11 protein-coding genes are annotated in these 12,648 nt (G+C 68.0%); 7 read left to right on the plus strand and 4 right to left on the minus strand.

Annotated elements, in window-relative coordinates:
* Positions 1–2 precede the first annotated feature (2 nt).
* Complete coding sequence (locus OQ789_RS19550) at positions 3–413, plus strand: Zn-ribbon domain-containing OB-fold protein (RefSeq protein WP_324687754.1); 411 nt, start codon at positions 3–5, stop codon at positions 411–413.
* A 242-nt stretch (positions 414–655) separates the two neighbouring features.
* Positions 656–1,507 (plus strand): DUF4436 domain-containing protein, encoded by an 852-nt coding sequence (locus tag OQ789_RS19555; RefSeq protein ID WP_324687814.1) that lies wholly within the window; start codon positions 656–658, stop codon positions 1,505–1,507.
* Here the strand turns inward: OQ789_RS19555 and OQ789_RS19560 are convergent.
* Entirely contained in the window at positions 1,504–2,481 is a 978-nt protein-coding gene (locus OQ789_RS19560; RefSeq protein ID WP_324687755.1) for a LacI family DNA-binding transcriptional regulator, read from the minus strand. The genes OQ789_RS19555 and OQ789_RS19560 overlap by 4 nt on opposite strands.
* Positions 2,482–2,764: 283 nt before the next feature.
* Between OQ789_RS19560 and OQ789_RS19565 the strand changes: the two genes are divergently transcribed.
* The 5 genes from OQ789_RS19565 to OQ789_RS19590 all read left to right on the plus strand — a co-directional run bounded on the left by OQ789_RS19565 (position 2,765) and on the right by OQ789_RS19590 (position 8,896).
* Complete coding sequence (locus tag OQ789_RS19565) at positions 2,765–4,102, plus strand: amidohydrolase family protein (protein ID WP_324687756.1); 1,338 nt, start codon at positions 2,765–2,767, stop codon at positions 4,100–4,102.
* Positions 4,103–4,104: 2 nt separating this feature from the next.
* The gene (locus tag OQ789_RS19570; protein WP_324687757.1) at positions 4,105–6,435 is read left to right on the plus strand and encodes a CoA transferase; all 2,331 of its coding nucleotides are present in this window, start codon (positions 4,105–4,107) and stop codon (positions 6,433–6,435) included.
* Between the two features lie 213 nt (positions 6,436–6,648).
* Complete coding sequence (locus OQ789_RS19580; protein ID WP_324687758.1) at positions 6,649–7,818, plus strand: thiolase family protein; 1,170 nt, start codon at positions 6,649–6,651, stop codon at positions 7,816–7,818.
* On the plus strand, positions 7,815–8,249 hold the full coding sequence (locus OQ789_RS19585) for a Zn-ribbon domain-containing OB-fold protein (protein WP_324687759.1): 435 nt from the start codon (positions 7,815–7,817) through the stop codon (positions 8,247–8,249). Before OQ789_RS19580 ends, OQ789_RS19585 begins: the two co-directional genes overlap by 4 nt.
* Positions 8,246–8,896 carry a MarR family transcriptional regulator gene (locus OQ789_RS19590; protein ID WP_324687760.1) on the plus strand — a complete coding sequence of 217 codons (651 nt, stop codon included), beginning with the start codon at positions 8,246–8,248 and terminating at the stop codon, positions 8,894–8,896. The genes OQ789_RS19585 and OQ789_RS19590 overlap by 4 nt, the downstream gene beginning before the upstream one ends.
* On the opposite strand, the gene fadD1 is transcribed toward OQ789_RS19590, so the two are convergent.
* From fadD1 to OQ789_RS19605, 3 genes are all read right to left on the minus strand, one after another.
* Positions 8,835–10,523: a fatty-acid--CoA ligase FadD1 gene (gene fadD1 / locus OQ789_RS19595; protein ID WP_324687761.1), complete on the minus strand. Its 1,689-nt coding sequence runs from the start codon at positions 10,521–10,523 to the stop codon at positions 8,835–8,837. The genes OQ789_RS19590 and fadD1 overlap by 62 nt on opposite strands.
* A gap of 426 nt (positions 10,524–10,949) precedes the next feature.
* A complete protein-coding gene (locus tag OQ789_RS19600; protein ID WP_324687762.1) occupies positions 10,950–11,720 on the minus strand; it encodes an SDR family oxidoreductase in 771 nt (256 codons plus the stop codon).
* 52 nt (positions 11,721–11,772) lie between these two features.
* Complete coding sequence (locus tag OQ789_RS19605) at positions 11,773–12,603, minus strand: alpha/beta hydrolase (RefSeq protein WP_324687763.1); 831 nt, start codon at positions 12,601–12,603, stop codon at positions 11,773–11,775.
* Between the last annotated feature and the right edge of the window lie 45 nt (positions 12,604–12,648).

The following is a 12,648-nucleotide window of genomic DNA, read 5'->3' on the forward strand; positions in this document are numbered from 1 at the left end:
CGATGAATTTCGAACGACCCATGCCCGTCAAAACGCCTACCAGCGCACCGTTTTGGGACGCACTGGCGCAGCATCGCATCGCCATCCAGTATTCGCCGTCGCTGCGGGCCTATGTGTTCTACCCCAGGGTGCGTGCGCCGCGCACCCTGGCCGACGACCTGGAGTGGCGCGAGATCTCCGGGATGGGGACCCTGTACTCCTACACCGTGGCCCATCGGCCGGTCAGCCCCCATTTCGCCGACGCCGTGCCCCAGTTGCCGGCCATCGTCGAATGGGACGAGGGGCCAAGGTTTTCCACCGAGATGGTCAACGTCGATCCGGCCCGTATCAAGGTCGGGATGCGGGTGAAGCCGGTGTTCTACGACTACCCCGAACACGACGTCACGCTGCTGCGCTATGAGCCCGCCGACTGATCTACGTCGACCACGAGTAGAGCGCTGCGCCGCGGTCGGCCAACCTGTCGAAGTGCTTGGAAGACGGTGGGAGATGACCGTGTCGTGTGCTGGCACGATTAGCATGAATCGGGGTGTCGAACGGGAGGCGAACGGTGCGAGCGCGGACGGTCGAGCGGTCCGACCGCGATTTCGCGGTCACCAGCGGCACATCACACATCAAGGCAGGCATCGTGGTGTTGCTGGCCATCGTTGTCAGTGCCATGATCACGTCGGTCGTGCTGTACATCGATGGCGTCGGTCCTCATCGCGTATCAAACAATGGACCGTCGGCCACCAGTGGCACCATCGTGACACTGAACGTCGAAAACATTCAGTCCGACTACGGCGCGCTCCTGTGCGACCTCGCAATTTCGCCGGGACCTACTCTGGTGGATCCGGCTACCGATGGCCTCAAGGAAGACCTCACGGTCGAAATCGCCTCCACCGCAATGCCGGTCAAACGCACCTGGTCCAAGGGCACGCTGCCCGGGGTCTTTCCCGTTCCTCTGACCCTGGCGCGTGACGTCGAGCGGTGGCCGTTCGACCGCTATTACACCGGGCCGATCAGGGTTGAATTGTTCGACGGCGCTGGGCACGCACGCGAACGCGCCAGTGTGACGATCGTCGACAGGCTGCCGGGCTGGAAGATCCAGGCTTCCGAACCGATTAGGGCAAAGGGGGGACCATCTGGAACTTACGTGGTGGAGATGCAGCGGTCGCCCAGCACCGTGGTGTTCGCAGTAGTCATCCTCTGCATCCTGGTCGCGATTGCCGGTGCAGCGGTGTTCGTCGCGGTTCAGACGCTGCGGGACCGACGAAAGTTCCAGTCGCCGATGACCGCCTGGTACGCGGCGATGCTGTTCGCGGTGGTGCCGCTGCGAAACGCACTTCCCGGCTCGCCGGCGTTCGGAAGCTGGATCGACATGACGATTGTCTTGTGGGTGCTGGTCGCTCTGGTGGTTTCGATGCTGCTGTACATCGCGTCTTGGTGGCGACATCTGCGGCCTGACTCGGACGATGAGGCCGTGGCAGGGCAGCGGCCAACAGAGCTCTTCTCGGAACCAAGTGGCTAGGTCGACGACCGCACCACCAGCTGGGCGATGTCGGTCGGCTCGGGAGAGGCCTGCGACGGATGGCCCAGCCGCTCGAAGATCGCGGCAAGCGCGGCGTCGGCGACCGCGCACGGGTCGAACTGCACCGTGGTCAACGGCGGCGTACTCACCATGCCCATCGGGCTCGCGTCGACACCCATCACCGCCAGGTCGCCGGGACAGCGCAGCCGCGCCCGGTGAATGCCGTAGAGGACCAGGCAGGCGATTTCGTCGCTCTGCGCGCATACGGCGGTCACCCCGTCGCCCACCCAGCCGGAGACCACCTCGGCGGCGTTGTCGAGGGTGACCTCGTCGACACGCACGCCAGGCAGGTCACGCAGCCGCGCCGCCTGCGACACCCCCTCGAACCAGTAGTCGCCCAACGGGCGCCATCGGGCAATCCCGGTGTAGGCGAACGCGATCCGGCGATGGCCGCGCTCGACGAGATGATCGACCCGCATCTCGCCCACCGACAGATGCGGCTCTTTGAGCGCGGGCAGTGTCCCGATCTCGATATGCGGGATGCCGGCCTTGCTCACCGCCTGCCTGGCGGCGGCACTCAGCGGGAACAGGCTGGTGACCGCGACCGGGTCCAGGCTCTCGATCGCGTCGACCACATGCTGGTCGTCGTCGGTCTCGAAGATCTGCACCTGAAGCAGACCCTCGCGGGCGAGCGCGGTGGTCATCCGGCTGCCGGCTTGCATCGGCATCTCGCCCACTGCCACGTGCGGCACCACGTAGAGCACCACCCCGCTCTTGCCTCGCGCGAGATTGCGCGCGGCCAGGTTGGGCCGGTAGTCCAGGAGTTTGGCCGCGCGGTACACCGCGTCGCGGGTTTGCGGCGAGATGCGGCGGCCCTGGGCGTTGTTCAGCACGTAACTGACCGTCGCGGTCGACACGCCGGCCAGCCGGGCCACATCGGCGGTGGTCGGACGCGCAGCTTTACCGGCGCTCAACTTCGGCTACCTTCCGGGGCCCGGTCATGCCCCATGGTGGCACGCGGCGCCGACCGGCATCGTGCGGTCCCGCGCGGGGAGGGCGCGGCGGCCAACCTGGGATGGACTATTAGTCGCTGGCGTGGCCATGCCGTCAGCCAGCCGAGCATGCCGGTGGCTGCGCCTGCGTCGTTGCCGCAGGGCCGGATTAGGCTAGCACGTGCCGGGACAACCTTCGTTGGCTCGGTTAACAGTGTGACTCAGAGCATTGTCTACTAGTCGCTACCGACTCGAGGAGCGCGGCATGCACAAAGACGAGCTGATCCTGATCAGCGTGGACGACCACATCGCTGAGCCGGCCGACATGTTCGACGCCCACGTTCCCGCCGCCTACCGGGACCGCGCCCCGCGGGTCGTCGTCGAACCCGACGGCGTCCAGCAGTGGTACTACGGCGAGATCCGCGGACGCAACATGGGTCTGAACGCCGTCGCGGGAAAGCCGCGCGAGATGTACAACATCGACGCTTCACGCTACGACGAGATGCGGCCGGGCTGCTTCAACGTCGATGAGCGGGTGCGGGACATGAACGGCGGCGGCCAGCTGGCGGGATTGAACTTCCCCAACTTCACCGGGTTCTCCGGCCAGATCCTCAACCAGGGTCCCGACCGCGACACGAACCTGGTGATGATCAAGGCCTACAACGACTGGCACGTGGACGAATGGTGCGGGTCCTACCCGGGCCGCTTCATCCCGTGCGGCATCCTGCCGCTGTTCGATGTGGCCGAGGCTGCCATGGAAGTCAGACGCCTCGCGGACAAGGGTTGTCACGCCGTCACGTTCTCGGAGAACCCAGAGGCGTTGCAGATGCCCAGCATCCACACCAAGTACTGGTACCCGCTCTTCGAGGCTGTCTGCGACAACAACACGGTGCTGTGCACCCACGTGGGCTCCGCATCGCGCTCCCCGCAGGTGTCGACGGACGCGCCGGCCAGCGTGCAGATGACGGCGTCATCGATGATGAGCATGTTCACCTTCACCGAGCTCATCTGGGCAGCGTTCTGGGCCGACTTCCCGCAACTGAAGTTCTCGCTGACCGAGGGCGACGTCGGCTGGATCCCGTACTTCCTCTGGCGGGCCGAGCACGTATACAACCGACACTCGGGGTGGACGCTGGCGAGCTTTCCGCCCGGCTACGACGGGCCCACCGATGTGTTCATGCGGCATTTCTACACCTGCTTCATCAGCGACAAGGTGGGTGTGCAGAACATGAGCTGGTTCAACGAGGACATGCTGTGCTGGGAGTCCGACTTCCCGCACTCCGACAGCAACTGGCCGTTCGCACCCGAGGACATCATCGCCACCATGGGCCATCTGGATGACGCGGTCATCGACAAGATCACCCACGAAAATGCGATGGTCGCATACTCTTTCGATCCGTTCGGGCAAATCCCGAAAGAGCATGCGCGGGCCGGCTACCTCCGCGCGCAGGCCACCGACGTCGACGTGGTCACCCATGTCGGCCGCCGGGCCAGCCAGCGTGACCGTGACGCGTGGACGCGGATGACGCGGTTCGCCCTACAGGCACAGGTGACGGCGGAAGTCACCGGCATCGCCGACCGCGCCACGACGCTGGGCAACTGAGCGTGCGAGCTGAGCAACCATTCGAAGGCTGGCGGGTGCTGGAGCTGTCCAACGGCATCGCGACGTCCTACTGCGGCAAGATGTTCGCCGACGCCGGAGCCGACGTGGTGAAAGTCGAGTCGGCACAGGGTGACTCGATGCGCGGCTGGTCGGCCGGCGCAGCGCCCGGGGCGTTGTTCGGCTATCTGGCCGCGGGCAAGAAGTCGGTCGTCGATCAGGGGCAGGAGGAGATCGCGGCGCTGCTCGCGGGCGCCGACCTGGTGCTCACCGATCTCACCGACGGGTGGACGCTCGACGCCATCACCGCGCACACCGCCGCGCCGGCGGTGGTGTGCGCCGTGACGCCGTTCGGCACGACCGGCCCATACGTCGAAAACCAACTTACTGCAAACGAATTCATCCTTCAGGCGATGTGCGGCTCGATCGCGGGCCGCGGCTGGCCGGGTGACGAGCCGGTGCAGGCGGGCGCCCGGCTGGGCGAATGGCTGGCGGGCACGTTCGCGGCGGCGGTGGCCGCCATCACGGTCCGGCACGCCGGCCTCAGCGGGCGCGGCGAGGTCGTCGACGTCTCGACGTACGAGGCGATGGCGATCGCGATGGGCGGACTGTCCGCCATGTCGGCCAGCGTGCTGGGCGCCGATTCGCTGCTGCACGAACGGAGCCTGGAGCTGCCGTCGATCGTCCCGACGGCCGACGGCATGGTCGGCTTCTGCACCATCACCGCGCAGCAGTTTCAGGATTTCCTGGTGATGATCGAGCGCGCCGATCTCCTCGACGACGCGGAACTGGCGTCATTCGCAGGCCGGGTCGAGCGCCGCGACGAGTTTCTGGGCATGGTCACCGAATGGACCGAATGCCGGACCACGAGCGAGATCGTCGATGTCGCGGTGGCGTTCCGGATCCCGGTCGCCCCCATCGCAACACCCGAGATGCTGCCCAAGATCGACCATTTCGTGGAGCGCGGCGTGTTCGTCGAGGCGCCGAACGGGGTGCTGGCGCCGCGGGTGCCGTATCGCAGCGACGCGATGATGACCGTTACGCCGGCCGCGCCGCCGCCGCTCGGCGCCGACAACGGGTGCGTACGCTGGCCCGCGCGCCCGGTAGCACCGGGTCGCGACGACGCCGGCGCGCTGCCACTGTCCGACGTCCGCGTCACCGACTTCACCGCCTTCTGGGCCGGGCCGGTCACCACCCAACTGCTGGGCGCCCTGGGCGCCGACGTCATCAAGATCGAGGGCGTGCGCCGGCCTGACGGCATGCGGTTCTCCGCAGGCCCCCCGCCCGACTGGGACCAATGGTGGGAATGGGGCCCGGTGTTCTTGTGCAGCAACAACAACAAGCGGGACGTCAGCATCGAGCTCAGCACCGACGCCGGCCGCCGGCTCGCCCTCGAGCTGATCGGCACCAGCGATCTCGTCGTGGAGAACTTCTCGCCCCGGGTGATGGCGAACTTCGGCCTGGAATGGGACGCGGTGCGCGCGGCCAACCCGCGGGCGATCATGGTCCGGATGCCCGCGTTCGGCCTCGACGGCCCGTGGCGCGATCGGGTCGGGTTCGCCCAGACGATGGAACAGGCGACCGGCATGGCATGGATGACCGGACACGCCGACGGCCCCCCGGTGATCCCGCGCGGCGTGTGCGACCCGATCGCCGGCCTGCACGCCGCCTTCGCCGCCGTCGCGGCGCTGGTGATCCGCGACCGCCGTGGCGCCGGAATGCAGGTGGAATCGACCATGGTCGAGGCGACGCTGAACGTCGCGGCCGAAATGCTGGTCGAGTATTCCCGGAATGGAATCGCAATGCGCCGCAACGGAAACCGCGGGCCAGGCGCCGACCCGCAGGGCGTCTACCGGTGCCGCGGTGACGACGAGTGGGTCGCGCTGGCCGCGACGGATGACGCCGCCCGCGCGTCGCTGGCCCGCCTGCTCGGCTCGCCCGGGCGCGACGACGCCGGCGGTACCGGGCCCGACGACGCCGACGAGCTGATCTCGGCCTGGGCCGCGCGGCATTCGGTGACCGAGGCCGTCGAGGCGCTGCGCGCGGCCGGGATCGCCGCCGCGCGCGTCACGCCGGCCGCGGCGTTGCTGACCGACCCGCAGTTGCGGGCTCGCGGCTTCTGGGAGACGGTCGACCATCCCGTCGCGGGCTCGTTTCTTTGCACCGGAATGCCTTTCGCGTTCCTCGGCAAGCCGAGACGCTGGATCCGGCGCGGCCCACCGCTCTACGGACAGCACACCGACGAGGTGCTGACCGAGGTGCTGGGGCACAGCCGGAACAACCTGGCCGCGCTGCGGCAGTCGGGAACCATCAGCGACCGGCCGGCGGGACTGTGACATGGTGGTCAACCTGTGTGTATCCCCGCGCCCGGGCGGATTGTGCGTACCGGTGCGGCGTTTGGTGCGCCGGGGCTCCGTGGTGATGGAGCTGACCGCGCGCCACCACCATCGGCACCTTCGCCCGCGACGGGCGCCACTACGAGGTCCGCGGCACCTACCTGGGCGTCGTCGCGGACGAAAAGTGAAGGGCTGTACCGGAATGGGATCTCAGTGACGGCGACCAAGCGGACCGCGGCGATCGTCGGAGTGCACAACACCCGGCAGGGCCGGCGGCTGGACGACGAAACCTCGCGCGGCCTGGCGATCAAAGCGATCCTGGGCGCGCTCGACGACGCCGGCCTGACCCTCGATGACGTCGACGGCATCAGCGCGAGCCCGCATTCGACCGCGTTGATCTACGACCTGCGGATCGGGCCGGCGTGGCAGGGACTGGCGTTCGGGATCGGCATGATCACCGAGGCGGTCACCGCCATCGAGCACGGCATGGCCGACGTGGTGGTACTGGTCGCGGCGCAGGCCGGCGAGTACCGCGATCACGAGGCCACGGCGCCCTGGACTCGACCCGAGAACGAATTCGTGGCGCCCTGGGGGATGTTCACCACCGCCGAGTTCGCGCTCATCGCGCGGCGCCACATGCACGTCTATGGCACCACGCGCGAACAGCTTTCGCTGGTGGCCGCGACCATCCGCAACAACGGCTCACGCAATCCCGAAGCCGTCTACTACGACCGCGGCCCGTTCAGCCCGGACGACATCACCGCGTCGCGGCCCATCGCCGACCCCTTCCATTTGCTGGACTGCGCGACCACCTCCGAAGGAGGGTGTGCACTCGTGGTGGCCAACATCGATGCGGTCGACGTTGCGGCCCAACCGATTTACGTGCTGGGTAGCGGAGCGGACTTTCACGGCCCGTCCTACCAGCATCCGCCCGCGTACGACCTGGCCGGGCGGCGCGGCGGGCACAGCAGATACGTCAACGGGGTGGTGGGCCGGCACGCCGCCGAACGCGCGTTCGGCCATGCCGGGCTGCGTCCCGACGACGTCGACGTCCTGGAGCTCTACGATCCGTTCTCCTTCGAAATCATCCGTCAGCTGGAGGCTTTCGGCTTCTGCGGTGATGGCGAGGGCGGCCCGTTCGTGGCCGACGGCCACATCGCCATCTATGGCAGCCATCCGATCACCACCGACGGGGGGACCATGTCTTTCAGCCACGCGGGCGCCAATCCGCAGATGATGCAGCGGGCGATCCGCGCGGTGCAGCAACTGCGCGGACAGGCCGGCGATCTTCAGGTCCAGGGCGCGCACGTCGCGCTGTGCAGCAACGGGGGAGCGGGCGCGCTGTTCACGACGGTGCTGATCCTGGGAGACGAACCACGATGACTTCAGATCCACTGCGCCCACAGACCGGGCCCGTCCCGCATGCGAGCAGCGACGTCAGCGGCAACTTCTGGGAGGGATGCCGGTCGCACGAGCTGCGCTACCAGCATTGCGGGGCCTGCGGATCGGCGAACTTCCCGCCCACCGAGCATTGCCGCCAATGCCTTTCGGACGACCTGCGCTGGCGGCGAGGCAGCGGGCGCGGTGAGATCTACAGCTGGACCGTCGTTTATCGGCCCGTCACTCCGGAATTCGTGCCGCCGTATGCGCCCGCCATCGTCACCCTCGACGAGGGCTACCAGATGCTGACCAACGTCGTGGGCGTGGCACCGGAGGATCTCGGTGTCGGCATGCGGGTGCGCGTCGAGTTCCACGCCACCGAAACCGACGTGACGCTGCCGTACTTCACCGGCGCGGAGGTGGACAGCTCATGAGCCCACGCACCGCCAACGGCCTGCCGGTGACCGCCTACCTGGTGCTGGGGGTGCTGGCGGTCAACGACGAGCAACTCACCGCCGGTGAGATCAAGATGCGCGCCGAACTGTCGGTCGGCCACTTCTACTGGTCGCCGTCGGTCAGTCACGTGCGGCGCGAACTGACCCGCCTGCTGCAGCGCGGCATGGTCAGCGAGACCGGCGCGCACTCCGGCAAGCGTGCCATCACCTTGTACGAGGCCACCGCCACCGGACTCGACGCGCTGCGGCGCTGGGTCCAGCACTTCCCGGGCCAGGATCAGGTGGTGATCAAGCACCCCGTCATCCTGAAGACCTGGCTGGCCCGCGGCCAGGATCCCGAACACGTGCTCGATACCCTGGACCGGCATCTGGACGCGACGCGGGGCCGGCTGGACGAGGCGCTGTGGTCGCGACGGCGGTCGGTGGAACTCGGCATCACCGCGGATCCCGAGCAGCGCTACTCCTTCGCGGTGTTGGACTACGCGATCCGCGGCCTGTACGCGGAGATCTCCAACATCACCCAGTTGCGCGACGAGATCGCTTGCGGCACAACCCGAGACCCGGTCAAACGGGTGCGACGGCCGAAGGGTCAGATCCGGCGCCGCCCACCGAGGACCCCGGCCTAGCCGATGGTGGCGACCCGCCGCGCCCGGCCATGCCGCCCTTGCGATCGCCACTGACCGTGTAGGCCGTGCCCCGGGCGTCGCGCTCCCACAGCACCTCGCCCGCCCCGACGTGGGTTCCCTCGGCGATCAACTGGCGCTTGAGCACCTTGTGTGTGGCCGTGCAGGGCAGGTCGGCCGCGATGCGGACGTAACGCGGGCGGGCCTTCGGCGACAGGTCGGGCTGCGCGTCCAGGAACGCTTCGAACTCGGCGGGGGCCAGGGCCGCGCCGTCGTTGAGCACGACCGCGGCCATCAACTGGTCGCCGACGCGGTCGTCCGCGACGGCGTACACGGCGATCCGGCTGATCGCGCTGTGGCGCAACAAAATCCGTTCGATCGGCGCCGCGGCCAGGTTCTCGCCGTCCACCCGCAGCCAGTCGGCGGTGCGCCCGGCGAGATAGATCCAGCCGTCGGCGTCGCGGTACGCCAGGTCCCCGGACCAATAGATGCCGTGGCGCATCCGTTCGGCGTTCGCGTCCGGGTCGTTGTAGTAGCCGGTGAAGAAACCCGAGCCCGCCGTGTTGACCAGCTCGCCGATGGCTTCGTCGGCGTTGACCAGCGCCCCTTCGGCGTCGAACCGCGCCACCGCGCATTCGGAGACGGTCTCGCTGTTGTAGATCGCGACCCCGTCCATGCCCTTGCCGATGGAGCCCTGGGGGGTGCCTTCCTCCCGGATCACGATGATGGCGTTCTCGGTGGAGCCGAAGCCGTCCTCGACCTGCGCACCGAAGCGGCGGGCGAACTCGTCGATGTCCTTCTCGTTGGCCTCGTTGCCGAATGCCACCCGCAGGGGATTGTCGGCGTCGTCGTCGCGCTCGGCGGTGGCGAGGATGTAGGCGAGTGGCTTGCCGACGTAGTTCATGTAGGTGGCGCCATGGCGGCGGATGTCGTCGAGGAAACTACTCGCCGAGAACTTCGCCGGCACCATGGCGGCGCCGGAGCACACCGCGGGCGCCCAGCCGGCGACGACCGCGTTGGAGTGGAACAGTGGCATCGAGACGTAGCAGGTGTCGCGTTCGGTAAGGGTGAAGCGCTGCATCAGGTTCAGACCCGCGAACGCCGCCATGAGGTGTGACACCTGGACCGCCTTGGGATTTCCGCTCGTTCCCGAGGTGAAAATCATCATGAAGGCGTCCATGGCGGTGACCTCGCGGTGCGGCGTCAGCTCCCCGGCGGCGTCGACGAATTCACGCCATTGCGGGGTCGAGGAGTCGATGATCCGCGCGGCCCCGAGGTCCAAGCGGTCCAGCAGCGGCCGGTGTTCGGCGTCGGTGACGACGAACTGGCAGTCCGCGCGCCGGACGTCGGCGGCCAGCGCATCGCCGCGCCGGGTCGTGTTCAGCCCGCACAGGACGTAGCCGCCGAGCCCGGCCGCCGCCATCTGGCTGACCATCTCGGGGGTGTTCCCCAGCAGGACGCCGATGTGCATCGGCCGTTGCGGGTCGGCGGCCGCCAACAGCCCGGCGGCCCGCGCCGCGGCACCGGCCAGGTACTCAGGCCAAGACCATTGCAGGTCAAGATATTTCACCGCGATGCCGGGATCGGATAAACGCCTGCGCAGTAACGCCTGGATTGTGTCGTCAGCCATCGGTCGGATTCACCCTCACTCTGCCCATCCTACGAGACGAGACGGTCCGTCTTATAGTAGCGGGGGGTTCAGCGCCGCAAAGCCCCGGCAACTGGAGGGCGGTCGCGAGTGGCGACGGCCGCGGCCTTGCACCACCTCATGTTGTGGCAGTCGTCATGCTTATTTTGCCAAGGATTCCCTGCCCAGGACCGCGTGTGTAGCGGTTCCGTTCGGATTCGACGGCCATCATTGCCGCATGCTGTTTGAGTTGCACAGGTCGCTGATTCTGCTCAGGAATCGAGCGCGCGGATATCGTCGCGAAGTCCCTCAGTCGCGGACGACGGCCATCGCTGGCCGGCGACACCACGACCGTCGGCCGACCACATCGAACGACAACGACCAAAGCTGATGCGGCGCAGAGCCGTCGGCAACTGAAGCTGCCGTTGGCTAACCACCGACCATCATCAGGCCACCATCCACCGCGAGCAGTTGCCCGGTGATGAAGCGCGAGCCGGCGCCGGCCAAGAACACGAGCATCGGCCCGACGTCGCGGGCGGGCTCACCGAGCGTGCCGCCGAGCGGGATCATCATCTGCATCTGTTGATCGATCAGGGCCGCGGCCTGTGGACCGAGGAACTCGCGGAGCCGGTCGGCGCCCGGCGTCTGCACCGCGGGCGCAAGGGCATTGACCGTGACGTTGTCGGCGGCCCAGGCTTTGGCGGCCGACCGCGTCCAGGCCTGCACCGCGCCCTTGGTCGCGGCGTACACCGCCGAGATCGGGCTGCCCATCACGGCTTCGGAAGACCCGAAGTTGATGATGCGACCGCCCCTAGGGTCTTGCTCTTTCATCACTGCGTGGGCGGCCTGGTTGGTCAGGATGGTCGCCTTGATGTTCGTGTCCAGCAGGAACGAGATCTCGTCGGCACCGATGTAGCCGGGAATCCCGGCCTGCCACAGTCCCGCGGCATGCACCAGCACGTCGAGTCCGCCGAGACGCCGCGTCGCCTCGGCGACCATCGCCGACACCGCCTCGGCCTCGCGCACGTCGCACTGCAACCAGTCGGCCGCGGCGCCGTCCGGCGGTGGTGTCTGGTGATAGGTCGCGGCGACCTCGGCTCCCGCCGCGGCGAGCACCTCGACGGCGGCCGCGCCGATACCGGTTGCACCGCCGGTTACCAGGGTTCGCCTGCCGTGCAGGGGAGACGTCGCATCTGACATGAGCACGACGCTACCGCGAGCGGCGGGTGCCGCCGCGGTAGCGCCACGCAGGTCAGGTGCGCACCGCGATCGTCGAGAGTAGATCGGCGAGCCGGTCGGGCTGGTCGACCATGGAGAAGGTCCGAGCGCCCGCGATGACCTCGAGTCGGGCGCCCGGAATGGTTGCGGCCAGCCGTGACCCGTCTTCCTGCTCGAAGAACACGTCGTCGGCCGACCAGGCGATGAGGGTCGGCCTGTCGAAGTCGCACAGCCGGGCCGCCACCGTCGTCGTCACCTCGGTGCGCATCGAAAGCGTGAACTGCCGCAGGTCTTCGGCGACGGCCGGGAGCGACAGCGCCGGGCGCACCCAGACCTCGGTGAGCTCGTCGATGTTGCGATGCGCCAGGCCGTCAAACGCCCGCTTGCGCACGGCGGGCGCCCGGATCGCCTGAATGGCGGTGCGGAACAACGCCTTCGACTTGGCCGCCAGAATGACCGGCTTCAGGATCGGCGGCGGAAAGTGTTCGAACGCATCGCAACTCGTGAGTACCAGCGCACCGAGCCGCTCGCGATGGTGCACCGCCACCAGTTGGGTGACGACGCCGCCGGTGTCGTTGCCGACCAGCACCACGTCGTGCAGGTCGAGGGCATCGAGCACCTCGGCGACCATGCCGGCCACGCCGGTGATGGTCCGATCGGCGCCGCGGCGCAGCGGCTCGGGATGCGCGCCCAGCGGCCAGGTCGGGGCGATGCAGCGCAGGCCCCGCGCGGCCAGGCGGTCACTGACCTGGCGCCACAGCCCGCCGCCCATCATGTACCCGTGCACGAAGACCACCGGCCTGCCGTCCGCGGGTCCGGTTGCTTCGTAATGGATGGTTCCGGCACTAATGTCGATCGTCGACATCGCAAACTCCTACGTTAGGGATACACTTACAAACAGGCTGCCTGT

Origin of the sequence: Mycobacterium sp. 94-17, assembly GCF_035617725.1 — a bacterium.
In the GTDB taxonomy this organism is placed as follows: Bacteria; Actinomycetota; Actinomycetes; order Mycobacteriales; family Mycobacteriaceae; genus Mycobacterium.

Bases quoted from the DNA above. Each gene is read 5' to 3' on its own strand.
- OQ789_RS19605 (WP_324687763.1), bottom strand. From the start codon at position 12,603: ATGTCGACGATCGACATTAGTGCCGGAACCATCCATTACGAAGCAACC.
- fadD1 (WP_324687761.1), bottom strand. From the start codon at position 10,523: ATGGCTGACGACACAATCCAGGCGTTACTGCGCAGGCGTTTATCCGAT.
- OQ789_RS19590 (WP_324687760.1), top strand. From the start codon at position 8,246: ATGAGCCCACGCACCGCCAACGGCCTGCCGGTGACCGCCTACCTGGTG.
- OQ789_RS19555 (WP_324687814.1), top strand. From the start codon at position 656: ATGATCACGTCGGTCGTGCTGTACATCGATGGCGTCGGTCCTCATCGC.
- OQ789_RS19600 (WP_324687762.1), bottom strand. From the start codon at position 11,720: ATGTCAGATGCGACGTCTCCCCTGCACGGCAGGCGAACCCTGGTAACC.
- OQ789_RS19565 (WP_324687756.1), top strand. From the start codon at position 2,765: ATGCACAAAGACGAGCTGATCCTGATCAGCGTGGACGACCACATCGCT.
- OQ789_RS19585 (WP_324687759.1), top strand. From the start codon at position 7,815: ATGACTTCAGATCCACTGCGCCCACAGACCGGGCCCGTCCCGCATGCG.
- OQ789_RS19550 (WP_324687754.1), top strand. From the start codon at position 3: ATGAATTTCGAACGACCCATGCCCGTCAAAACGCCTACCAGCGCACCG.